Source organism: uncultured Thiohalocapsa sp. (genome assembly GCF_913063425.1).
Lineage (GTDB): Bacteria > Pseudomonadota > Gammaproteobacteria > Chromatiales > Chromatiaceae > Thiohalocapsa.
Genome location: NZ_CAJXYK010000051.1, coordinates 13,285 through 36,403 on the forward strand (window position 1 = coordinate 13,285; position 23,119 = coordinate 36,403).

General features: G+C 70.3%; 23 protein-coding genes. 10 read left to right on the forward strand and 13 right to left on the reverse strand.

Annotated elements, in window-relative coordinates:
- Positions 1–10: 10 nt before the first annotated feature.
- From QZ607_RS21290 to QZ607_RS21330, 9 genes are all read right to left on the reverse strand, one after another.
- Positions 11–1,129 carry a hypothetical protein gene (locus tag QZ607_RS21290; protein WP_295886916.1) on the reverse strand — a complete coding sequence of 373 codons (1,119 nt, stop codon included), beginning with the start codon at positions 1,127–1,129 and terminating at the stop codon, positions 11–13.
- 37 nt (positions 1,130–1,166) lie between these two features.
- Entirely contained in the window at positions 1,167–1,703 is a 537-nt protein-coding gene (locus QZ607_RS21295) for a phage tail protein (protein ID WP_295886919.1), read from the reverse strand.
- Positions 1,704–1,724: 21 nt separating this feature from the next.
- Entirely contained in the window at positions 1,725–3,440 is a 1,716-nt protein-coding gene (locus QZ607_RS21300; RefSeq protein ID WP_295886921.1) for a hypothetical protein, read from the reverse strand.
- Positions 3,437–3,892, reverse strand: a complete 456-nt coding sequence (locus QZ607_RS21305) for a phage tail protein (protein WP_295886924.1) — start codon at positions 3,890–3,892, stop codon at positions 3,437–3,439. Before QZ607_RS21305 ends, QZ607_RS21300 begins: the two co-directional genes overlap by 4 nt.
- Positions 3,893–4,001: 109 nt before the next feature.
- Positions 4,002–6,242 (reverse strand): phage tail sheath subtilisin-like domain-containing protein, encoded by a 2,241-nt coding sequence (locus QZ607_RS21310; protein ID WP_295886926.1) that lies wholly within the window; start codon positions 6,240–6,242, stop codon positions 4,002–4,004.
- Positions 6,243–6,288: 46 nt separating this feature from the next.
- Entirely contained in the window at positions 6,289–7,137 is an 849-nt protein-coding gene (locus QZ607_RS21315) for a carboxypeptidase regulatory-like domain-containing protein (protein WP_295886928.1), read from the reverse strand.
- Between the two features lie 13 nt (positions 7,138–7,150).
- Complete coding sequence (locus QZ607_RS21320) at positions 7,151–7,744, reverse strand: DUF4255 domain-containing protein (protein ID WP_295886929.1); 594 nt, start codon at positions 7,742–7,744, stop codon at positions 7,151–7,153.
- Between the two features lie 11 nt (positions 7,745–7,755).
- On the reverse strand, positions 7,756–8,079 hold the full coding sequence (locus QZ607_RS21325; RefSeq protein WP_295886931.1) for a hypothetical protein: 324 nt from the start codon (positions 8,077–8,079) through the stop codon (positions 7,756–7,758).
- Positions 8,080–8,472: 393 nt separating this feature from the next.
- Positions 8,473–9,837 carry a sigma 54-interacting transcriptional regulator gene (locus QZ607_RS21330; protein ID WP_295886934.1) on the reverse strand — a complete coding sequence of 455 codons (1,365 nt, stop codon included), beginning with the start codon at positions 9,835–9,837 and terminating at the stop codon, positions 8,473–8,475.
- Positions 9,838–10,654: 817 nt separating this feature from the next.
- Between QZ607_RS21330 and QZ607_RS21335 the strand changes: the two genes are divergently transcribed.
- Both QZ607_RS21335 and QZ607_RS21340 read left to right on the forward strand, forming a co-directional pair.
- Positions 10,655–11,449: a hypothetical protein gene (locus QZ607_RS21335; RefSeq protein WP_295886935.1), complete on the forward strand. Its 795-nt coding sequence runs from the start codon at positions 10,655–10,657 to the stop codon at positions 11,447–11,449.
- Positions 11,450–11,513: 64 nt separating this feature from the next.
- On the forward strand, positions 11,514–13,901 hold the full coding sequence (locus tag QZ607_RS21340; RefSeq protein ID WP_295886937.1) for a tetratricopeptide repeat protein: 2,388 nt from the start codon (positions 11,514–11,516) through the stop codon (positions 13,899–13,901).
- Between the two features lie 275 nt (positions 13,902–14,176).
- Here QZ607_RS21340 and QZ607_RS21345 read toward each other — a convergent pair whose 3' ends face one another.
- Complete coding sequence (locus QZ607_RS21345) at positions 14,177–15,886, reverse strand: serine hydrolase (RefSeq protein ID WP_295886941.1); 1,710 nt, start codon at positions 15,884–15,886, stop codon at positions 14,177–14,179.
- Positions 15,887–16,014: 128 nt separating this feature from the next.
- On the opposite strand from QZ607_RS21345, the gene QZ607_RS21350 reads away from it, so the two are divergent.
- Together QZ607_RS21350 and QZ607_RS21355 are read left to right on the forward strand one after the other, a co-directional pair.
- On the forward strand, positions 16,015–16,725 hold the full coding sequence (locus QZ607_RS21350; RefSeq protein ID WP_295886942.1) for a transposase: 711 nt from the start codon (positions 16,015–16,017) through the stop codon (positions 16,723–16,725).
- Positions 16,726–16,759: 34 nt separating this feature from the next.
- Complete coding sequence (locus QZ607_RS21355) at positions 16,760–16,957, forward strand: hypothetical protein (RefSeq protein WP_295886945.1); 198 nt, start codon at positions 16,760–16,762, stop codon at positions 16,955–16,957.
- A 118-nt stretch (positions 16,958–17,075) separates the two neighbouring features.
- On the opposite strand, the gene QZ607_RS21360 is transcribed toward QZ607_RS21355, so the two are convergent.
- Positions 17,076–17,384 (reverse strand): hypothetical protein, encoded by a 309-nt coding sequence (locus QZ607_RS21360; protein ID WP_295886947.1) that lies wholly within the window; start codon positions 17,382–17,384, stop codon positions 17,076–17,078.
- Positions 17,385–17,403: 19 nt separating this feature from the next.
- On the opposite strand from QZ607_RS21360, the gene QZ607_RS21365 reads away from it, so the two are divergent.
- The 6 genes from QZ607_RS21365 to QZ607_RS21390 all read left to right on the forward strand — a co-directional run bounded on the left by QZ607_RS21365 (position 17,404) and on the right by QZ607_RS21390 (position 21,663).
- Complete coding sequence (locus tag QZ607_RS21365; protein ID WP_295886950.1) at positions 17,404–17,928, forward strand: DUF4351 domain-containing protein; 525 nt, start codon at positions 17,404–17,406, stop codon at positions 17,926–17,928.
- Positions 17,929–18,169: 241 nt separating this feature from the next.
- On the forward strand, positions 18,170–18,589 hold the full coding sequence (locus QZ607_RS21370) for a hypothetical protein (protein ID WP_295886955.1): 420 nt from the start codon (positions 18,170–18,172) through the stop codon (positions 18,587–18,589).
- Positions 18,590–19,092: 503 nt separating this feature from the next.
- Positions 19,093–19,431, forward strand: a complete 339-nt coding sequence (locus QZ607_RS21375; RefSeq protein WP_295886958.1) for a DUF29 domain-containing protein — start codon at positions 19,093–19,095, stop codon at positions 19,429–19,431.
- Positions 19,343–20,206 carry a DUF2887 domain-containing protein gene (locus tag QZ607_RS21380; RefSeq protein WP_295886961.1) on the forward strand — a complete coding sequence of 288 codons (864 nt, stop codon included), beginning with the start codon at positions 19,343–19,345 and terminating at the stop codon, positions 20,204–20,206. Before QZ607_RS21375 ends, QZ607_RS21380 begins: the two co-directional genes overlap by 89 nt.
- A gap of 60 nt (positions 20,207–20,266) precedes the next feature.
- Positions 20,267–20,722, forward strand: coding sequence for a hypothetical protein (locus QZ607_RS21385; RefSeq protein WP_295886963.1), 456 nt, complete (start codon positions 20,267–20,269; stop codon positions 20,720–20,722).
- Positions 20,723–21,225: 503 nt separating this feature from the next.
- Positions 21,226–21,663 carry a DUF29 domain-containing protein gene (locus tag QZ607_RS21390; RefSeq protein WP_295886966.1) on the forward strand — a complete coding sequence of 146 codons (438 nt, stop codon included), beginning with the start codon at positions 21,226–21,228 and terminating at the stop codon, positions 21,661–21,663.
- Positions 21,664–22,009: 346 nt separating this feature from the next.
- Here QZ607_RS21390 and QZ607_RS21395 read toward each other — a convergent pair whose 3' ends face one another.
- Together QZ607_RS21395 and QZ607_RS21400 are read right to left on the reverse strand one after the other, a co-directional pair.
- On the reverse strand, positions 22,010–22,429 hold the full coding sequence (locus tag QZ607_RS21395) for a type II toxin-antitoxin system VapC family toxin (RefSeq protein WP_295886969.1): 420 nt from the start codon (positions 22,427–22,429) through the stop codon (positions 22,010–22,012).
- A 49-nt stretch (positions 22,430–22,478) separates the two neighbouring features.
- Positions 22,479–22,712 carry a hypothetical protein gene (locus tag QZ607_RS21400; protein WP_295886972.1) on the reverse strand — a complete coding sequence of 78 codons (234 nt, stop codon included), beginning with the start codon at positions 22,710–22,712 and terminating at the stop codon, positions 22,479–22,481.
- Positions 22,713–23,119: the final 407 nt, after the last annotated feature.

A 23,119-nucleotide genomic window follows, 5' to 3' on the forward strand; every position in this document is an offset into this window, starting at 1 on the left:
AGGGCTCCCGTCAGTCGAAGCCGACGCTGGTGGATGCGGAGGCGCGCAGGTCGGCCCCGGCGGAGGCGCCCGCTGATGCGCCCCCGGATGCGCCCAGGGATGCGTCGGCAGACGCGCCGAACGCGGCGCCGGCTGAGGCCGAGGCACCGGCGCCGGCCGTGAGGCCAGCACCCAGACTGCCACCCAGACCCGCGCCGGCACCCGCGCCCAGTCCGGCTGAGGCGCCCGCCGAGAGGCCGGCGCCGAGGCCGGCAGCGGCGCTGAGCTGGCCGGTGAGGGAGGCGCGTGCGTCGATGCTCGCTGACCCGCTGAGACCACCGCCGATGCCGGCGCTCAAGTTGGCGCCAGCGCCCGCGGACAGCCCGGCGGTGGAGAAGGCGCCGGCGATGCCGGTGCCGATGGCGCCGGACGCGCCGAAGCTGAAGCCGGCCCCGCCGACGGCGGCGCCGGCCTTCACCGACAGCCCCAACTTGCCGCCCAGGGCCGCCGTGGGCTGCACCCCCGGCAGGCTGAGCCCCTGGCCCATGGCATCCCGGGGCGACTCCAGCCCGTTGAAGGCGGCGGTGCTGCGCCAGTCCGTGCTGGGCACGGGCGGGCTCCAGTCCGGGGCCTGGGTGCTGACATCGGCGAAGGTCGGGTCAGCGCCGGCGCCCGGCGCGTCCGCGCTGCCGGCGCGGGGCTGGTAGCGGTCCTGCTGGAGCTTGAGCGACACCGTGGCGCGCAGCGGCAGGCCGGTGGACGAGAAGAAGTCCAGCGTCTCGTCCATGCTGAGCATGAGCCCGACGAACTCGAAGGCCCCCCACTGGAACAGGCAGCGCGACGGCGCCTTGAGCTTGCTGCCTTCCTCCACGGGCTGCATGAAGCGCTCGTAGAGCACGCCGGTGCGCCGGCGCACGTCGGTGCCCTCCGCGCTGGTGTCGAACACCAGCTCCACCGTGAGCGTGCCGGCGCTCTTGTCCAGGTACTGGGCGGCGTTGCCGTTCTTGCTCTTGTCGTTGGCGGACAGGGAGTTGGCCAGGCTCACCTTCAGCGAGTCCGGATTGAACTGCACGTCCACGGCCTGACTCGGGTTGCCCTGGTCCGTGGGCCCGCTCACGGGCAGCAGCTTGGCGCGGGTGGGGTCCGGCATCTTGGTGTCGCCTCCTGTGTCGCGCTCTGGATTCGGCTCAGACGGGCCGCGTCAGCTCGAGCCCTTCATGCACCAGGTGCAGCTCCTCGATGGCCACCTGGTTGGCGGTGCCGGACAGGTCCGGCCCCTTGAACTTGATGGGCAGGGCGTTCAGCAGGGTCCAATGCATGACGGTCTCCGGGCTCGGCGCCGTGGTGAGGCCGGCATCTGCGCCCGGGGCGTTGCCGAGCACCTCGATGACGCCCACCATGCGGTAGTCGTAATCGGCCTGGCGGCTCACCACGTCGAACCAGGCCCAGAGGTCGTTCAGCGTGGTGACGCCGCGCTTGAGAATGACCGGCGAGAACTTGGTGCGCCCGGGCAGCTGCACCTCGCCCCAGTTGCGCCCGCCTTCCTGGACCGTTTTCGGCTCCATGGTGGCCTCGAGCCCACTCACCTCGCTGAAGGCGCCGCCGCAGAGGACATTGGTGGTGCGCCCGGCGGCGGCGCTGCGGGTGGCCGCGGCGGTGGGTGCAGCGGCCTCGTCGGCGGCGAAGAGCGTCACCCGGAAGCGGAAGGGGATGAAGGGCGTCATGGCTGTGCTCCCCTGCGCCGGTCAGGCCGCCGCCGCCGGGCGCCCGTCGGCACCGACTGCGCCCCGGCCCCCAGACGCCGGCCCCCCAGACGCCGGCCCCCCAGACGCCGGCCCCCCAGACGCCGGCCCCCCAGACGCCGGTCCCCAGCTGCCGGCCTGGTTGACGAAGGTGAGCCGGACGCGGTCCAGCGGGAAGGCCGGCGCCAGCTCCAGCTCGTAGCCCAGCACACCCGGCGGCGCACCGCCGACGGGGCGCAGCGGGCGGATGCTGAAGGCGTCCCGGGGCTGGGCGCCGCGCAGGGCGCCGCGGTCGTGCAGGCTGCGGCAGAAGCGCTCCAGCAGCAGCGGCACCCGTGGGTCATCGGGGTCGGCGTCGAAAACCAGGGCCTCGCCCAGGCGCCTCAGGCGGCGCTGAAGCCAGCCGAGGAACCGCTGTACCTCACCGGAGCGCCAACCGGGGGCGGTGCGGCCCACGGCATCCGTCGGGTGCAGCGCCGGCACCAGGAGCCGCTCGTCTTCCAGCTCAAGGCTGCCGCCGCGCTGGTGCAGCACGCCGACGCCGGGGCTGGTGCGCAGCGCCGCCGCCTGCTCCCGCGCCACGGGCGGGTAGGGATTCCCGGCGCTCACCAGCGCCATGCCGGCCGCGGAGCGCCAGGGCCCGAGCCTGGCCGCCACCTGGGCCTGGGCGCCGGCCACCACGCCCACGGCGCTGCGCAGCCCGAGGTCGGCGTCGCGCAGATAGGGCCAGAGCAGCTGCAGCCGGCGGCCCCGGGACCAGCCGGATCCTGCTCGCGCCGCGAGCTGCGCCAGGGCCGCCGGCTGCGGCACCGGGTCCCGGTGGGTGCCGGCGGCGGCGAGCGGCAGGGTGTAGAGGCACATGAGGTCCGGGCGATAGTCCGCCAGCGCCCCGGCGACGGCGCCGAGCAGGGTGAGCGTGGGCAGCGGCGGGGTCGGGGAGACCATCTCCGGGCCGTGGCGGCGCTCGCGGTGGCCGTCGTCATGGCGCACGCTGCAGGGCAGGAAGCGGGGCGCCGGGTTCGGCAGCCGCACCCGGGGCGGCCCCGCGAGGGTGGGCGGCACCTGAAGGCGCTCCAGGTCCGGCAGGGCCAGGATGCCGATGTCCGGGATGGCCAGCGCGAGCCCCAGCCCGCGCAGGGCCAGCGGCATGTGCAGCGGCAGGGGTGCGGACGGGTGGGCCGCGTCCGGGTCGGCGAGGGCCGCTTCCGGCAGGCCGAAGAAGCCGCCGCGACCTTCCGCCTCCGGCACGACGATGACCCAGAGCAGCTCGCCGCCGTTGGCGAAGAAGTCCGCCACCGCCTGGGGCAGCCAGGCGCCGCTGCCGCCGAGGGTGCTCGGATGGCCGGCCGTGGCCGTGGCGGCGTCCGGGAAGAGATCGGTCAGCTCCGCCGCGGCGCGCAGCGGCAGCGGCAGGTGCTTAAGGGCGCTGAGCCGGGCGCGGGTGGCCGCATCCAGCTCGCCCGTCGAGGCTGCGCCGGGCGCTGCCGGCGGAGCCGCCGCAGGGCCGGGCGGATGCGCCGCGTCCAGATGGTCCACGGCGGCGCCGAAGCCGATGTCGCGCAGCGCCGCGCGCGCCCGGGGGCGCAGCCGCTCGGGGCGCACCCGCCCCGGGCAGTGGCCGATGAAGCAGGCCGGCAGCACCGAGCCCGCGGCGTCCGCCGGGCGCGGCGTGAGCCGGACCCGGCCGGCCATGAGGTCCATGTCCGCGGTGCCGGTCACAGCTGCTCGATGGTCTCCACGGCCAGCACCAGCTCTTCCATGGCCACGTCGGTGCCGCCTTTGGCCGTGAGGGTCGGACCGGTGTACTTCATGGGCATGGCCCCGAGCAGGCGCCAGGTGACCACCGTCTGGCTCTGGCTCTCGTCCTGCAGCCGCACCTCCACGGAGCGCTTGGCGTCCACGGCGCCGCCGCGGATCTGCTCCAGCCAGTCGTAGATGTTCTGGGCGCCGATGACGCCGCGCTTCAGGGTCACGTCGCCGGCCTTGTGGATACCGGGGATCTTGGTGACATAGTTCACCGGCACATTGCCGTTGCGGTACTCGGCGATGGTGACCTCGGCATTGAGGCCCGAGACCTCGGCGAAGCCGCCGATCACCTCGGCCTCGGTGCCGTCGCCTAGGGCCACCAGGAAGTTGAAGGCGGAATAGGGGGTGGGGCGTTGAATGGGCATGGTGCGCTCCGGTTGGGTCCTGTGCGGGCTCGGTCGGCCGGTCGGGTCTTAAGGCGTGCTCTCGGGCTTGCTCCCAGGCTTGCTCTCGGGCTTGCGCTCAGGCTGGGCCTCAGGCGTCCGCCGTCTTCTGGCCGATGCGGAAGATCACGAACTCCGCCGGCCGCAGCGGCGCGACGCCCACCAGACACACCAGGCGGCCGTTGTCGAGGTCGTTCTGGGTCATGGTGCTGCGGTCGCAGCGCACGAAGAAGGCGGCCTTGGCGGAGCCGCCGAGCAGGCGGCCGTTGAACCACTCGTTGTAGAGGAAGCCCTCGACGGTGGCCGTCACATTGGCCCAGAGGCGCTCGCCGTTGGGCTCGAACACCACCCACTGGGTGGAGACGTCGATGGAGCGCTCCAGGTACAGGAAGTAGCGCCGCACGTTGACGTACTGCCATTCCGGGTCGCTGGAGAGCGTGCGCCCGCCCCAGACCCGGTGGCCGCGCCCGGGGAAGGAGCGCAGGCAGTTGATGCCGTTGGGGTTCAGCAGCTCCTGCTGGAACTGGTTGATGTCCTGCGCGAACCGGAGCGCGCCGATGACGACCTCGTTGGCCGGGGCCTTGTGCACGCCGCGGGTGACATCGGTGTTGGCATAGACGCCGGCGATGAAGCCGCCCGGAGGCACTGTGATGGTCGGGCGGCGCCCGGTGGGGTCTGCCGTAACCACCCAGGGGTAGTAGAGCGCGAGCCGGGAGTCGTCGAAATTGCCCGCGAATTCGCGCACCTCGGACAGGGCCATGCCCTCCTGCGCATCGACGATGCCGATGCGATAGCGCATGCGCCGGCAGTGGGCCTGCATGGCCGCCACCACCTGCTGGTGGCTGTCGGCATGGGCCGCTGCGGCCGGGGTCATGACAATGGCGATGTCCTCGATGTCCTCCAGCGCGGCGAGGCCGGTGTTGCCCTGCACCTCGTCCACCTCGCCTGCGTAGTCCGTGCCCCCGGGGGTGTCGCCGTCGCTGCCCGGGCTGCCGTTGGCGGCGCCGGCGCCCATGCGGATGAGCCAGCGCGGGCCGGCGGCGACCGTGGCGGGCGGGTCCAGGAAGGCGTCCTCGAACAGGCTCTCCAGCGCCGCGAGCACGTCGGCGCCGGTGACCGGGGAGCCGTTCAGGGTCTCCGCGATGGTGCAGGACACGGGGGCGGTGAGGGCGTCCAGACGCCGCTCCGGCGTCGCCGGCATCACCGCGGGCATGCTGTCGGCCCCGTCCGGTGCGGTGCTCATGCCGGTGTAGCTGTGGATGATCTCGCCCTGCTCGTCGTCCGGCTCGTCGCCCGGGTCCGCCAGGCGCACGTCGATGTCGAAGCCGCGCTTCACCATCACCGCGGCGGCGGCGCCGGGCTCCGCCGCCAAGGCGGCGAGGCGCAGGGGGATGTCGTCGGCGACGCCCTGATTCAGGTCCGCCAGCACCGTGAAGGTCGTGCCGGCGGCGTCGATGGTGCCGCGCAGCTGCCGCAGCGTGCCCCAGTGGGCGGCGCCCGTGAACGCGGACAGGTCGGTCTCGTCGGTGAGGGTGATCTCGGCGGCATCACCGTCCGCGAGCGGACCCGTGGTGGGTTGGCGGGCGTAGACCCGGGTGAAGGTGGTGCTGGCGGCGGCGACGCCGGCGGCCATGAGCCGGCCCTCGGTGGCGCCGTCCGGGGCGAGCTGATCCGGCGTGGTGCTGCCGGAGGCGGCGGTGATTTCCGCCAGGTTGTCCACGATGTCGTAATGGTCGCCGTTGCGGCGCACCAGGCCGCGGAAGTCCATCGGGAAGCGCGCCGGCGGCACGTCGCCGGCGACGCCGGTGGCACGGATCTCCTGCGGCAGCCCGGTGGCGTCCAGGAACAGCACTTCGCCGTCGGCGGGCGTGGTGGTGCGCTCGCGCCTGAGCAGGTTCTCGCTGTCGCGCCAGCGCAGCTCCAGGGTGAAGTCGCCGCGCGCCCCGGGGAAGCGGCTGGTGAAGGTGACCACGCCGTTGGCGTCCGTCGCAGTGGCCGCATCGGCGCTGCTGCCGGCGCTCGTCGCATCGGTGCTGTTGACGCCGGCAACCACCCGGGCCACGTAGAGCTGCTTGCCGCCGTTGTCGAAGAAGGCGCGGGCGGCGATGGCGGTGTGGTTCAGTATCGCATTGCCGCTCAGGCTCAGGTCCTCGGCGTCGCCGTAGATGCGCACGAAGTCCGCGAAGCTGGTGCAGACCTCCGGCCTGCCGCGCAACGGGCCGGAGCGGGTGGGGCCGACGATGGCGGCTACGCTGGTGCCCACGCCCTCGATGGAGCGGGAGCGGAAGCTGACTTCCTCTACGAAGACGCCTGGGGCGAGGTACTCGGGCATGGCCTTGGTCTCCTGATGCGTGGCGCGGCGGGCGAATCGGTTGAGGTCAGGCGGGTGCCACCGCCAGGTGGGTGCGCGCGGCGGAGTCGAGCCGGGCGACACCGCCGGGAACCAGATCGAGCGCCAGCGCCGCGGCCAGCGCGAAGGGCGCCCGGGTGCTGCCGAGGCGCATGGCCGCGAAGCCCGCGGCGGGCGGTGCCTCCGGCGCTGCACCGGTCGGCGCGGTGGCGCTGAGGCTCGCGGTATAGCTCGGCACGCCGTCCGGCAGCGCGGGCAGCCGGCTGAGCAGCAGCCGGAAGTCCCCGTGGGCGTCGGCCTGGGCGACGAAGGCGCGTACCTGCGCGGGGTTGTCGCCGTCCGCCGGCACCAGGGTCACGTCGAGCCGCAGCCGCGCCCAGCGCGCGGGGGTGCCGTCCAGCGCCGGGTCGCCGGTCTGCTCGAAGACCAGCCGGCCGACGAGCACGCCGCCGGTAACGGTGTTGCCGGCGGGCACCATGGCGCCGACGGGCGAGCGGTAGAGCAGCAGCGGCTGCCCCGCGTCGCCGGTGATGTCCAGGTCGAAGGCGAGCGGGTTGAAGCGCCCGGCCGGGTCCGCCGCGGTGCCGGCGACGCGGTAGGGGGTGAGCGCCGGGCGGGCGCGCTCGGCCTCGCTGGCGACGCCGTCCACGATGGACGCAGCGGGGGGTCCGGCGGGCCGGCGCCAGAGCACCAGCTGCCCGGGCTTGGCGCGCCAGCGCAGGTCGCGTGGATAGGTGCTCAGGGTCACGGCCAGGGGCTCGCGCACCGGCGCCAGGGTCTCCGGGTCGTCCGGGTCGCCGCTGGTGGCGTCGAGCCACAGCAGGGCGCCGTCGGCGTGGAGGATGTTGGTCTCCAGGACCTGGACCTTCGTGTCCATGGCGGTGCAGCCCTCAGACGGTCCCGGACGGGAAGACCCGCGAGCGCACCGGGCCGTGGCTGGTGGCGTCCGGGCGCAGGCGCAGCTGCAGGGTGCGGATGACATAGGCCGCGGACAGGGTGAAGTCCGCGCCGAGGCGGTCCCAGATGCGCATCTGGTCCTCGATGCTGATGTCCTCGGGGGCGATGCTCGCCTGCTCGGCGCTGCGCCATTCGGCGTCGTGCTCGACGAGGGCCGCCAGGTCCAGCAGCGGCTCGTTGGCGATCTCCAGCATGGCCCAGGCCAGCAGGTCTGCCTCCAGCGCGGCGCTGGCGGCATTGGCGATGAGCAGCAGGTGCAGATTCACCGGCAGCTCCCGGTCGGGCTCGGCGCCCACACCGGCGGGGCCGGGCGCCGGCGTGCGCCGGTTGCGCCCGTGCGGGTCCACGGCGATGCGGTACAGGTAGAGGCCGAGCTGGTTGCCGCTCAGGGCTTCGCTCAGGTCGGCGCTGCCGAGCACGGTCACCCGGGCGGTGGTGCTCCCGCTGCGCCAGGGCTCGGGCAGGCGGGCGGTGAGCCGGTCCGCGAGCGCGGTCACCGCGCCGTGCACCCCTTGGAAGGACGCCATTGCGTTGGACCTCAGGCGTCGCGGTCCGGGGTTTCGGCGCCGTCCGCGCCGGCATCATCGGCTCCCGACGCGTCCGGGTCCGCCGCATCCCCGCCCGGGGCGACGGCGCCGTACACCAGCTCGCCGCCGGCGTTGCGCTGCGGGCGCACACGGCCCTGGGCCTCCAGGTGACGCAATGCCTTCTCCACCATGCTCCTCGTCTCCAGCAGGCGCTGGCGGGCGATCCACCAGCGCGTGATGCCGTCCACCGTGTCCCGCGCGCCCTGGTTGGCGGCCAGGTAGCGGGCGATCTCTTCCGCAAGGGCCGCCACCGCGTCCTCGTCGTCGCTGCTCATCTCTGCTGGGCGCGGGCTCCGTGGCGAGCGTTTGGGGTCGGGTATGAGCAAGCGCTTTGCCAATCTGCCCAGGTGAAGCAGAACAATGGCTTAGCAGCAGTCGGCGTCGCCCCTGTGGGTCCGGAGTGACCCAGGGCGCAGGGGCCTCGGGGTCGGGCCCAGGCACGCCGGCGCGAATCTCTGTTGCGTCCGGCGCGAGGCGGGCAGGCGGGTAGGTCGGATCAGCCTGTCAGGGCGTAACCCGACCTGCCGGAGCGAGCCGTGCCCGGTGTCTGCTGGTTCTGAAGCCAGTCGAAAGCCCGCTGTCGAGGTGCTGCAGCGCCGGGTGCCGGGGCCTGGGTCGGAAGCGACCCAGGGCGGGGTGCAGGTGACCCGGATGGGTGTGACGCGGATTCAGCTGCGGGCGGGTCCGGCGTCGATGGCGTGCTTTTTGAGGAGCTTGCCCAGCGCCCGGCGCTCCTTGTCTGCGCGGCGGGCGGCCTCGGAGACGTTGCCGCCGGTGGCCTGGAGCAGGTCGGTGAGGTAGCTGCGCTCGAAGGCCTCGATGGCGCGGGCCTTGGCCACGGCGAAGGGCTCCTGGGTGGGGGCGGCGGACACCGATGGCATCGCCTCACCGGCCGCCGGCTGTGGGAAGACGAGCGCCCCGTCGGCGAGCAGCACACTGCGGTGAATCAGATTCTCAAGCTCGCGCACGTTGCCGGGCCAGGGGTGGGCGGCGAGCACCGGCAGGGCGGCGGGGGCGAGCTCCCGGGCGGGCAGTCCGTACTCGGCGCAGAAGCGGTGGATGAAGTGGCGTGCCAGCAGCGGGATGTCCGTCACGCGCTCGCGCAGCGGCGGCAGGCGCAGCGCGAGCACATCCAGGCGGAAGTAGAGGTCGGCGCGAAAGCCGACGCCCGTGCTCAGGCGGCGCAGGTCCGCGTTGCTGGCGGCCACCACGCGGGCGTCGGAGCGCAGCGTGCGGCTGCTGCCCAGGGGACGGTACTCGTGCTCCTGCAGGAACCGGAGCAGGGCTGCCTGGGCCTTGGGCGAGAGGGTCTCGATCTCGTCCAGGAACAGCGTACCCCCGGCGGCATCGCCGATGGCGCCGGCGCTGGCGGTTTTGGCGTCCGTGTAGGCGCCGCGGGCGTGGCCGAAGAGCTCGTTCTCCAGCAGCTGGTCGGGCAGGGCACCGCAGTTGACGGCGACGAAGGGCCCGCCGGCCCGCGGACCCAGATAATGCAGTGCCCGCGCCGCCAGCTCCTTGCCGGTGCCGGTCTCGCCCTCGATGAGCACCGGCGCCGCACAGGGCAGCATACGGCCCAGCACGGCCATGGCCCGGTTGAAGGCGGGTGCGCGGCCGATGAGGTTGAGCTCCGCCAGCAGCCCCGCCAGCGCCGGGTCCAGCGCGTCCGCCGCGGGCTCCGGCAGTTGGCGGCAGAGGCGGGCGAGCCGGAAATCGAGCTCCGGCTGCTCGCAGGGCCAGCGCACACAATCGCAGCAGAGCTCCGCGAGGCGGTCGCCCCAGCCTGGGTGACCACCCACCAGGACGGCGAGGGCGGGAATCCCCCGCGGCCGGCAAAGCGCGTGGAGCCGTTCGGCCAGTGCAGTGTCAGGGGTGCCGGCGAGCACCAGAAGCGGCGCGGCGGGTGGGCTCGCGCTCAATGACTCCAGCGAGCTGATACTGACGGCGTAGCCGAGCGCGGTGCAGGCGCCGGTCACGGCCTCAAGGCGGTCGGCGCCGCCGGCGGTGGGCAGGAGAAGGAGAGATCTGTCGCGCATCCGGGCATACCCCGCTGGGTCGGGTACCGCGCGCGACTGTGGTTATGATGGTCTGCGCGGCGAACCGAATCAGGTTATCCGCCGTTGGCTACAGCCGCCGGGGTGCCTGCGATACGCTGCCAGGGAATCCGGCCAACGGGTTGCCCCGCGCCTGTGCCGGTACGCGAGGTGGACACGGCTCCGCGGCCGCCCCCATCAACCGACGGTAGCAACCTCGCCGATAGAGGGGTATGCGGGATTTCCGCGAGCACCCGCAAGTCTGACGGAATCCCTGAGTCGATGGAAAGGGAAAAGCTGATGACCGGCCCGATGGCCAGTGCCGACGGTCCCCATCAGGACATCGACGCCATGCGCGAAAACGCCCGAGCAGGCCGCTGAATCATCCCTTTTCGCGTCTTTCGCGTACTTCGCAGCTCCAAAATTCCGGTCTTTTCAGGGTCGCCCTGCGGTTCAGTGCTGACAAGATCTGGGACGCTCAGTAACGCGCGAACGAATGACATACAACGTCCCCGTATCAGCGCCGAATTAGGTATAACGTCCCCTAATTAGCGTCAACTGTTATGGGGACGTGATACTTAATTGTCTGATGGTGTCCACCGACGGTAATACGGGGACGTTATACTGAATTCTTGGATGCTTTCTCTCGGTAATACGGGGACGTTATACTGAATTCGTGGATGCTTTCTCTCGGTAATACGGGGACGTTATACTGAATTCGTGGATGCTTTCTCCCGCGTCCTGCGCAATCCTGCGCAGACCCCCGCACGGCGCGCTAAGCTGTCGCCCGTCTTCCCGAATCGATCATGAGTCAACACCCATGCCTATCACTCCGCGGCTGCCCCCGCGCCGACGCTCCCCGGCCGCGCCGGCGCTCGCATTCGCTCTGGCCTGTGCCTGCCTGTCGCCGCTGCTCGCGGCGCAATCCATGCTCGACGGCCTCAAGGAGAAGGCCGCGGCGGCCGCGAGCAAGGCGGGCGAGGTGGCCGGGGAGGTCACGGATACGGTGGGCAAGGCCGCCGGCGATGCGGCCCGGACCACCGAAGCCCTGGGCAAAAAGGCGGTGGACAGCGTCAAGACCACGGCGGCGGAAACGGCAGAGGATCTGGGCGATGCGGACACCCCCGCCGCCACCCGCGCCAAGCTGGACCTGATGGCCGCCGAGACCCTGGACCGCCTGCTCCGGGAGCGCCCAGACGTGGCCCCACTGGTGGGGGCGAGCTACGGCTACGCCGTGTTCGACACCCGCCAGGTGAAGCTCGGGCTCGCCGGCGGTTACGGGCGCGGCGTCGCCGTGGACAACGACACCGGGGAGCGCACCTATATGCGCATGGCCAGCGCCGGCGTCGGCGTGCGGCTCGGCTTCGGCGGCTTCGATACGCAGTTCGTGATCCTGTTCGAGACGCCCTTTGCGTACAACAAGTTCGTCACCCAGGGGCTCGACGCCACCGCCGAGGCCACCACCATGGCCGGCGACAAGCTGGACCGCATGGCGCTCGGCTTCGAGGACGGGCGTGCCGTCTTCGTGCTCACCAAGCAGGGCTGGAAGGTCGCCGCCGGCCTCACCGGCAGCCGCTATTGGCCGGACGAGGCGCTCAATGCGACGGACTCCTGACGGCGGGCGACGGGTGCCTGAGAGACGCACAGTGCATGGGTGCCGGGCGCGGCTTTGGCCCGTCATGAGCCTCGTGCTGCGCCTCGGCGCTGCGATGCTCGCTCTGTCGGCCCCGGGCGCCTGGGCAGCACCGGAGCCGGCGGCCGGCTCCGCGACGGCGCACGCCACCGGGCCGGCCGCACGTCCGGCGGACGCGGGCTACGTCGGCAGCACCCGCTGCGGCGACTGTCATGCCGATGCGCTCGCGGCCTGGCGCGGCTCCCACCACGACCTCGCCATGGCCGAGGCGACGCCCGACACGGTGCGCGGGGACTTCGACAATGCGAGCTTCACGGCCCATGGCGTCACCAGCCGCTTCCACCGCAAGGACGGCGGCTATTGGGTGCACACAGACGGACCGGACGGCGAGCTGCGGGACTACCGCATCGCCTACACCTTCGGCTGGGAGCCGCTCCAGCAGTACCTGATCCGCTTTCCCAACGGGCGCCTGCAGGCGCTCGGCATCGCCTGGGACACACGCCCGGCCGCCGACGGTGGCCAGCGCTGGTTTCACCTGTATCCGGCCGAGGGCGACTACGACCACACGCATCCGCTGCACTGGACCGCACGCGACCAGACCTGGAACTACCAGTGCGCGGAATGCCACTCCACGGCGCTTAGCAAAGGCTACGACGCCGACACAGACAGCTACGCCACCACCTGGGCCGAGATCGACGTGGGCTGCGAGGCCTGCCACGGACCCGGCGCCAGGCATGTCGCCCAGGCGCAGGCCGCCGCCGGCGGTGCGCCAGATGCCTGGACCGCAGACAAGGGGCTGGTGGTGGACCTCATGGACCGCGACGGCGGGCACTGGACCATCGACCAGGGCACCGGGCTGCCGCGCCGCGAGCCCGCCCGCAGCAGCCATGCGTCGCTGAATACCTGCGCCCGCTGCCACGCCCGCCGCGGCCAGATCCACGCCGACTACACGCCGGACGTGCCGCTGGCGGACACCCATCGCCTGGCGCTGCTGGGGGAGGGGCTCTACCACGCGGATGGGCAGATCCTGGACGAGGTCTTCGTGCACGGCGCCTTCCTGCAGAGCCGGATGCACCAGCAGGGCGTCACCTGTACCGACTGCCACGACGCGCACTCGCTGGCGCTGCGGGCGCCCGGCAACGCGGTCTGCGCCCGCTGCCACGCGTCCAGCCGCTACGGCGTCGCCGCGCACCACCATCATCCGCTGCCGGACCCACCGGGCACCAAGGGCAGCGGCACCGCCTGCGTGGACTGCCACATGCCGGAGCGCACCTACATGGTGGTGGACGACCGCGCCGATCACAGCCTGCGCATCCCGCGGCCGGACCTGTCCGTGGCGCTCGGCACCCCCAACGCCTGCAACGGCTGCCACAGCGACCAGACCCCGGCCTGGGCGGCGGCGCAGATCGACAGTTGGTACGCCGAGCCGGCGCGGCCCAAGCATTACGCAACGGCGCTGCACGCCGGGCGCGAGGGCGCGCCCGAGGCTGCCGAACAGCTCGCCGAATTGATCGCCGATGCCGACGCCCCCGCCATCGTCCGCGCCACGGCCGTGGACCTGCTCGCGGGTCAGCCCGCGGCGCCGGACCCGCGGCTGCTGGCGGACGCGGCCATGGCCGACTCGCCGCTGCTGCGCGCCGCCGCCGCCCGCGCCCTGGAGCGCCTGTCGCCGGATGCCGCCGTGCGCATCGGGCTCATGCTGGTGGCGGACCCGGTGCGGCTGGTGCGCGTGGACGCCGCCCGCGCGCTGGCGAGCTTCGCGCGGCTGGAGGCGAACATCCCCGGGCGCAAATCCCCCATGCAGCGGGCGCTGGCACCGGCCCTCGCCGAGTACCGTGCCATCCGGCGGGTCAACGCCGACCGGGCCGAGTCCTGGCTCAATCTGGGCCTGCTGGAGGCGCTGCTCGGCGACAGCACCGCAGCCGAAGCCGCCTATCGCAGGGCCATGACGCTGGAGCCTGGCTTCACGCCGGCCTATGCCAACCTCGCCGACCTGTACCGGGCGCTCGGGCAGGACAGTGCGGGTCGCCGGGTGCTCGAAGACGGACTCGCCAAGGCGCCGGCCGATCCGGCCCTGCTGCACGCCCTGGGCCTGCTGGAGATCAGGGCCAGGCAGCTGCCGGCGGCGGTGGCAGCCCTCGCCCGCGCCGCCGAGCTTGCGCCGCAGCGGCCCCGCTACGCCTATGTGCACGCGCTGGCGCAGGAGGCCGCAGGCGACCCGGACGCAGCACTCGCCACCCTCGCCGCTGCCGCCGACCGCCATCCCAACGACCGCGACATCGCCCTGGCCCTGGTGACCATCAACGCCGAGGCAGGCCACACCGACGCCGCCATCCGCTGGGGCGAGCGTTACCTGGACCGCTTCCCGGACCCAAGCGGCCAGGCCACCGGCTTCCTGAACCGCCTCAAAGCGCAACAACCGCAACAGCCGTAAACCAATTACGGGGAAAATTACGGGGACGTTATACTTAACTTCGGGCCGCAGCGCCGCACAATTACGGGGACGTGATACTTAACTTTTGCGCCGCAGCGCCAATTGAGGTTACCGTCCCCGTATTAAGTCCGGGGACAGTTGCGGGGACGTTATCCTGAACTGCGTCGGACTCGCGACGGCCGCGATGCTGCCCCAGCGCGAGCGTCCGGTAAGAATTAAGGTTACCGTCCCCGTATTGGTTACCGTCCCCGTATTGCTGTTCCCGCATTAGGGCGTCACGGGGCCTCCTCCAGGCTGCCCGAGAGGGGCGACGGCTCGGCGGCGTTGCGCTCGAGCCTTGGCAGCAGCGATTCGGCAATGGTGATTGCGCTGCCAAGGTTGCGCGCCTGCAGGTGCTCCAGGATGCGTTGGCCCTGCGCGGTGGAGAGCAGTCCGCCCGTGTCGGCGCCGCCGGCCGCCTGGGCCAGCACGGCTTCGACCACACGGGCCGCGGGCAGCGTCTGCGCGGGCTGCGCGTCTGCCGCCGGTGCTGCATCGGCAATGCCGTCGTCCGCCAGAAAGCGCGCTGCGATGTCGTTGGTCAACTGGCGGAAACGGCCGGCATCGCGCCGATTGCACATGAGCGCGACGCCCACTTCCTCATCCGGCCAGAAGGTGTAGCGCGCGGTGAAGCCATCGATGTTACCGCCGTGCATGAAGCTCGGGCGGCCCAGGTTGTCGAGCTTCCAGACCCCCAGGCCGAAACGGTGCGCGCCGCTGGGCGGCAGGATGTCGGGGGCCATCATCTCCGCCCGCAGCTCGGGCGAAACGAAGCGATGCGTGTGTATGCCGATCATCAGCCGGGTCAGGTCGCCGATGGTCATCGCCCAGCCGCCGGCGGGTCCGCGCCAGCCGCCCGGACCTCCGTCCGGGTTGACGAGGTTGGGATAGGCAGTGACGCCGTCCGTATCGTAGCCGGTGGCCAGATTTCTGATGTCGTCCTCGCGCCAGTAGGTGTCGAGGCAGAGGCTGATCATGGTCGGGCCGGTGATCACGCCCTCTTTCAGGCCCACGTTCCACCAGGTGTAGGCCTCATAGCCACGGCGCCCGGGGAAATTCGGCGCATGCGTCACAGCGTCGATCACCGCACCCAGCAGCGAATACCCCGCATTGGAGTAGCGGCCGGACCCGTTCGGCAACGCCTGGAGCGCGGTCGCGTTGTAGGCCTGCTGCACAAGCCGCGGGTTGATGCCCGGGTGATCCAGCGAGGGGTAGAGACCAATCAGCTCCTGCTCGGTGTCGAGCGCCGGCTCCCAATCGGGCCAGGTGGGTAGACCGCTGGTGTGGCCCAGAAGGTCACGCACCGTCACCTCCAGCAGGTTGAAGTGCGGGAAGTCCAGGTGCTGATTGACCCTGTCGTCCAGCGATAAATGGCCCTGCTCCACCAGCTTCATGATTGCCAGGGCCGTGATGGTCTTGGACACGGAGCCGACCCCCTGCATGGTCGCATGGGTATACGGCGTGTTTGTGGCAAGATCGGCAAGGCCATAGCCTTTGAGCAATTCGATCTCGTTGTCGACGACGACGCCGACGGCACAACCCGGCGGGGCGTTGTTGCCATCCAGATAGTCGCGCATGATGCTGTCCACCTGGCGCGTGCGTGCCGTTGCGCGGGTGTATTGCGCATCCCCCAGTGCCACCAGCTCGACATTGGCATCGAAGCATTCCTCGGCGGGCGCCACCTCCTGCCGCGGTGCGCAGCCGATGCTGGTCAAAGCCAGGGTGGTGCAGGCCAGTGCCGCGGCTGCTGTGGATCGCCCTGACACAGGGTGGATCAAAGGTGCATGGGGTTTCATTGGCTGCTCCGGAGGGTGACAGGTGAGGCCGAACGGGTGCCCAAGACTCACCCGGGCAGTTTGCGGCGCCGATCCGCGCTGAGAACGCACAGGCTCGACGGCGCTGGCCGCATACGCGCTCGGCAAGGCCCCACTGCGCCGCTTGGTCATCAGCCTAGGCAAGGCGCTTCCGGAATGGCGCGGATCATGGCGCGTCGAGCTGTGGGAAAACTGCTCGACGCCCAACGAGCGGGGACAGTATACTGGACTCACCACTGACCCCACCCGCATGCCCGCTCATGGCCAGAATCGCCCGCGTCGTCGCCCCCGGCCTGCCGCATCACATCACCCAGCGCGGTAACCGCGGCCAGCAGACCTTCTTCGATGACGACGACTACAAGGCCTACCGCCACCTGATGGCCACACACGCCGCCGGCTGCGGCACCCGGGTTTGGGCCTACTGCCTGATGCCGAACCACGTCCACCTCATCATGGTGCCGGACCACGAAGACGGGCTGCGCTGTGCCGTCGCCGAGACGCACCGCCGCTACACCCGGCGCATCAACTCGCGCAATGACTGGCGGGGGCATCTGTGGCAGGAGCGCTTCCACTCCTTCGTGATGGATGAAGAGCACCTCATCGCTGCCGCCCGCTACATCGAGCGCAACCCGGTGCGGGCCGGGCTCTGTGAGCGGGCCGAGGACTGGCCCTGGTCCAGCGCCCGCGCGCATCTGGCGGGGCGCGACGACGAGCTGGTGGACGTTCAGCCCCTGCTGGAGCGCGTGTCGCAATGGCATGTCCTGCTCGCCGAGCCGGACGAGGACCCCTTCGCTGCCCAGCTCCATGCCCACATGCGCACCGGCCGACCGCTGGGGCAGGACACCTTCGTACAGACGCTGGAGGCGCGGCTCGGCCGGTCGCTGATGCGCAAAAAGCCGGGGCCGAAGCCCAAGCCCAAGTCGGATGCGCCGCCGAAGGCCGATGCCGAGGCCGCGGGCAGTCAGAGCTGACAACCTAGGGGAATTTCGTTTACCCTTCAGCTAGTTGGTGGAGCCATCAGCCACGATGTCGAGTCCTGAAACAGGTGCGCCCGAGCAGGCAGCGCGTCTGCGCGAAGACCTCCGCGCGATGGAGCAAAACCTGCTGGCGGCCCTGCGCCGTCGGACCATCTTTCTCATCGGCGCGATCAGCCTGATCGTCGTGGTGGACGCGTTGCTCGGGAGGCTTGTGCAGCCTGGGTGATGACAATCGTTCGCCGCGTACCCAACTCCATGCAAGGTCTGCAGCGTCAGTTCCTCAGGTCGCAGCGGGCGTCAGCAAGCTTCAAGCTGGCCTGCACCGCCCGCCAAGCCTGTGTCTTTCAGCGAAAGTCCGCCTCTTGGCTGGCCGCGGTGAGGATGCGCTCGGACCATAACCGCAGGCTGTCGCTGTCGGCTGCCTCGAGAGGCGCGCGCACGTCGTCGGCGGCGGTGCCCCCGAGCTTCTTCTCGATGAGCCAGTACAACCCGTCTGCTTCGCCCTCGCGATAGCCGATCTGCTCGCCCTGCTCGCGCCCCTGCTTCAGTCCCTTCTCGATCCCGGCCCAAAAAAGGTTGCCGTCCCCCTGATCGGCTGACCTGACCCCCGGTTGGAAGTCTGCCGGTTTCGACTTGGAGGAACTGGGCTGCAACCACCGATTCCGCTTCCCGGTGGCGAAGCTGCTCGACTTCGCCGACCGGCTCGACCAGCTGGAGCGCGACCCCAACCCCTTCGCGCTCATCACCGCCGCGCATCTCTACACCGCCCGCACCCGCCGCGACCCCAACGCCCGCTACCGCTTCAAGCGCCGGCTGGTGGAATTGCTCTACCAACACGGCTGGAGGCGTCAGCGCATCCTCGACCTGTTCGCAGTGCTGGACTGGATGATGCGCCTGCCGGAGAATCTTGAGCAACAGCTCTGGCAAGACATTCAAGACCACGAAGGAGCCAGAAAAATGCGCTACATCACCAGTGTCGAACGCATCGGTCGCCGCATCGGCTGGCAGGAAGGCAAGCAGGAAGGCGCGCTTGAAGGCAAGGCCGACATGCTGGCCATGTTGCTGAGCAAACGCTTCGGCCCCCTGAGCGACGACACCCGCGCCCGCCTGCAGCGCGCTGGCGCCGCCCAGCTCCAACGCTGGGCCGAACGCGTGCTCGACGCCGACTCCCTGAGCGACGTGCTCGACGAGCACTGACACCCACAGGGACAGCCGGGCTGTTGCAGCATCCCGAACGCCCGCCGTGGGAGCGGTATTCCTGCCGCGACAATCAGCCGACCAAAAAACGGGGACAAAAAACGGGGACGGTATACTTAATTGACCGGTTCGCCTCCGCCCCGCATTCTGTATACCGTCCCTGTTATTGCGCCCTAAGGCCGATCACGCACCCGCCGTCACGCCTTGAGCGCTGTCATCACCGCCGCAGGTCGGTAGTCGCTTGGTGTTCAGCGCCGGCAACGACCCGAACGGCCGTGGTCAGCGCGCCATCAAGGCCGTACCGGCGACCGGTGTCATCACGGGCAGCGCCGCGCCGCCGACCCGGCCCCGCGGCAGCCGGCCGGCGGCGCGCTCCACCCCTCGCTCGCGTCCTCACCTCCCGGCTTCCGGCACGGCGCACGCGTCACGCGAGCGCAAGCCCGCCCGCACACCCCGCCGCCGTGACCAATCCCTGCGACCGCTGCCGCTCGACTGGCGCACCGGGCTGGTGGCCGCCGCGACGCTCTGCCGAGCTGTCTGCGCTCGGGCGCGGGTAGGATCGGGTGAGCGCCAAGGCGAGGTGGCGGTGGCGGATCACTGGGCCTTGTGCCGCACCAAGCTGCGCGGGGTCATTCGCGGCAGAAACGTGGTCTGCTACTGATTCTCGAAGCCGTGGTCAAGACCCTCTTCCCCGACCTGCTGGAGCAGATCGCGCTGCCGCCGTGCAAGGTCATCGAAAACCCCTGCGCCGCCTGGCAGGGCATGGCCACATGCTGGGGCACAGCTTCGGTGGCGACAGCTCCGCGGCGTTCAGTCATGCCCTTTCGGAGATGCTGTCGGCCACTGTCGATCACGCGGCACAAAGCGGCGGCCTGCGGCGAGCTTGGGATGAGACGGAGGGTGAGAACCTGGCAAGAGCAGTTGAGCGCGCCGCAACAGCGCCCGGACCCGTGGGAGCGGCATCCCTGCCGCGACACCCAGCCGGACACGGAGGCAGCGTCTGCAACCCGAGGTGCACACCAGTTAAGGTTACCGTCCCCCTGATCATTCCCCTGATCATCCCCCTGATCGTCCCCCGGATCAGGCCCACAACGAAGCTGGCATCCGCCGAATCGCAGCGCTAACCTGTGGGCACGCAGATTCGCAACGACCGACATCCACCCCATGTCAATCTCCGCGGATTACGACCAAGACTTCTTCGCCTGGATCACCCACAACGTGCAACTGCTGCGCAGCGGTCGCTTGTCAGAGGTGGATGCGGAGCATGTCGCCGAGGAGCTCGAAAGCATGGGCAAGCGGGATCTCAGGCAGCTGCGGAGCCGCCTGCAGGTGCTGATCCTGGCGGATTCTACAGCCTGGGCCCAGGCTGCGGGGGCCGGGGGCGATGGCAGGTTTCAGCACCGTGAACGGTTACATGAAGACCGACCACCCCATCTACATCTTCCTGACGGCCGGCCCCGAAGCCTTTCGGGTGCTGACCGGTGGACACAGGCTTTCGGGTAAGTACCGTTTCAGCTCCCTCACCATCAAGAGCCTGGAGCGGCGTCTGGACGGGATTCTCGAGCCCGATGGGCACGCCGGGCCAGTGTACGTGGTTGAATTCCAAGGGCAGCCGCAGGCCAAGGCCTGGTATAACCTGCTCACCAAGATGGGGCTCTACGGCGAGCAGTTTCCCGAGCGCGAAGTGCTCGGCATCGGCGTGCTGCTGCGCGAGCGCGACCGCCCGGATCAGCCGGCCTGGGCCAACGACAGCGAGCGGCCGCTGTGCATTGTTGCGCTGGATCGGTTTCTGCCCCAGTGGCTGGAGCGCGAGCCCGAGAACCCCTTTGTCGCCGTGTTCGCGCCGCTGGTGATCGAAGACGACGCCGAGCTGCGCCGCCGCGCACCGAGCCTCTGGCAGCGCATCCGCGGCGCGCCGCTCAGCGAGGAGGCGCGCGAAGCGTTGTCGCAGGTCTTGGAGTTTTGGTTTTTCGAACGCTTTCGCGGCCTGTCCGCGCAGGAGATTTGGGCCATGCTGAACCCATCGACCCCCATTCAAGAGACCCGCGCCTACCAGAGCATCTTTGCCGAGGGCAAAGCGGAAGGCAAAGCGGAAGGCAAGGCGGAAGGTAAGGCAGAGGATCTTGGGCGGCTGCTGGCCCGACGCTTCGGCCCCTTGCCCGACTGGGCCGTCGCACGCATCCAGGCCGCGCCCATCGCCCAGCTCGACGCCTGGCTCGACGGCATTTTCGACGCCGACCGCCTAGAAGCGCTCATCGGACCGGAGCAGCAGGACTGAAGCCGCTTCTGGAGCCCCCCCCGTCGGAGCGGCTTCAGCCGCGACAGCCGCGCGTTCCGCATGCCGCAAGTCAGCGCGCCGCAGGTAGGCAGCCGCTGGGTGTTCAGCGCCGGCAACGACCCCAACGGCCGTGGTCAGCGCGCTATCAAGGTCGTACCGGCGACCGGCGTCGTCACGGGCAGCGCCGCGCCGCCGACCCGGCCCCGCGGCAGCCGGCCGGCGGCGCGCTCCACCCCTCGCTCGCGTCCTCACCTCCCGGCTTCCGGCACGGCGCACGCGTCACGCGAGCGCAAGCCCGCCCGCACACCCCGCCGCCGTGACCAATCCCTGCGACCGCTGCCGCTCGACTGGCGCACCGGGCTGGTGGCCGCCGCGACGCTCTGCCGAGCTGTCTGCGCTCGGGCGCGGGTAGGATCGGGTGAGCGCCAAGGCGAGGTGGCGGTGGCGGATCACTGGGCCTTGTGCCGCACCAAGCTGCGCGGGGTCATTCGCGGCAGAAACGTGGTCTGCTACTGATTCTCGAAGCCGTGGTCAAGACCCTCTTCCCCGACCTGCTGGAGCAGATCGCGCTGCCGCCGTGCAAGGTCATCGAAAACCCCTGCGCCGCCTGGCAGGGCATGGCCACATGCTGGGGCACAGCTTCGGTGGCGACAGCTCCGCGGCGTTCAGTCATGCCCTTTCGGAGATGCTGTCGGCCACTGTCGATCACGCGGCACAAAGCGGCGGCCTGCGGCGAGCTTGGGATGAGACGGAGGGTGAGAACCTGGCAAGAGCAGTTGAGCGCGCCGCAACAGCGCCCGGACCCGTGGGAGCGGCATCCCTGCCGCGACACCCAGCCGGACACGGAGGCAGCGTCTGCAACCCGAGGTGCACACCAGTTAAGGTTACCGTCCCCCTGATCATTCCCCTGATCATCCCCCTGATCGTCCCCCGGATCAGGCCCACAACGAAGCTGGCATCCGCCGAATCGCAGCGCTAACCTGTGGGCACGCAGATTCGCAACGACCGACATCCACCCCATGTCAATCTCCGCGGATTACGACCAAGACTTCTTCGCCTGGATCACCCACAACGTGCAACTGCTGCGCAGCGGTCGCTTGTCAGAGGTGGATGCGGAGCATGTCGCCGAGGAGCTCGAAAGCATGGGCAAGCGGGATCTCAGGCAGCTGCGGAGCCGCCTGCAGGTGCTGATCATGCACCTGTTGAAGTGGGAGCATCAGCCAGACAAACGCGGCCCGAGCTGGTTGAGAGCCATCGATCATCAGCGTGATGAGATCGAAGCGCTGCTGCTCGACAGTCCCAGCCTCCGGCCGCGGCTCGCCGAGGCCGCCGGCCAGATCTACGCCAAGGCCGTTCGCGACGCCGCGCGTGAAACCGGCCTTGCGGAGGACGCCTTCCCGCACGAGTGCCCGTATGAACTGGACGACATGCTGGCCGCGGGCTTCTTGCCCGACTGACGCGCCGGCATGCAAGCGCCAGTGGGGCCGCGACGCAGGGGTCCGACAAGCGTCCGACTTCGGACCCAACGCAAGCATCCACCCGGCGGACGGTCAATTGCCCCGCGCACGAGCCCGCGGCAGCTCACTGCCGATCCCGCCGGTGTGCCCCGAGTGCAGTTGGGCCGGTAGCGGATTGATGTGCCCAGAGCGCGCCTGCCCGCCGTGGGAGCGGCATCCCTGCCGCGACACCCAGCCGGACAGCAGGATCGCCCAAAGCTTCGCAGCAAGACGCAGTCAAGTATACCGTCCCCATAATTGCGTGCCGTGAGCGACAGCACAGCGCATGTCCACCCAACTGGCTGGCTCAGCCATCCCAGTGGCTCAGGTGCTGAATGGCCGGCAGCGCCCTGACCTTACGGTGGTAGCGGTCGTCTGCGGTGATCAGGCGAGCATCCGACTCAAGGGCCACCGCGTGGTAGAGGGTGTCGAAAAGGTGATGCTTGAGATCGACGGCCAGCGCACAGTCCCGCATCAGCACGGCGAAGTCCTCGCGAACGGGGAGCGCCATGGCCGCGAGCAGTGCAAGATCCTCTTGGGCGCGCTCGGGCGTCTCGCGCACCATGACGGCGGCCACCTCGATCAGCCAGTGCTGCGGCTGAACAACGCGGTGCTCACCGCGCACGACGGCGGCCATCAATGCTGTCGCCTGCTCGGTGCCGGCCTCGCGCTCGGGGTCGTTAAAGAGCCATTTGATGATGACGCTGGCGTCGACAACCAAGATCATGTGCGCGATGCAGCCGCCATCAGGGCACATCAGGGCCCATCAGGCCCCATCAGGGCCGGCCCGATTCCCGCGCGGCGCGGGCGGCGGCAGCGGTCAGCGCAGGCCGCTTGAGCCGGGCCGCGGTGAGCTGCTCGAAGGCGGCTTGGCGCCGACGCTGCTGTTCGGCCTCGGCAACGGCCTGCTGCATCAGGCGGGCGATCACAGCACTCTTGTTCTGTCCGGAAAACTCCCGGTTGAAGGCATCCCGGATGGCGTCCGGAATGCTGAAGTTCATCGTCGCCATGGGGTGCACCGGATTGGTTAAATCTTCAACAAGCTTAGGCGCAAGCGCGTTGGCTCGCAACCCCGTTGATGGGCCTCGACCGCTTCGTCTTGGCGCGCTCTACTGCGCGTCAGGCCGCAGCGGACTCAGTTCGGACAAACCGCTGCACTGACCGGACCCGCGAGGACCCAAACGCCCGCTACCGCTTCAAACGGCGCCTCCTCCACTCACTCTGCCGGCACGGCTCGACGCAATAGCATGTCTGATTGTGTCAGGCCAGGATGACCTGACTACGCCGTCCTACCCTGCGTAGTCAGGGCTTTCAGCCCTGATTCTGTCAGGCCAGGATGGCCTGACTACGCAGTCAGCGGCCAAGGTGGTCGGAGTTGTGCGCAAGGCCGCCACGCACACCGATCTGCCGAGCAGAT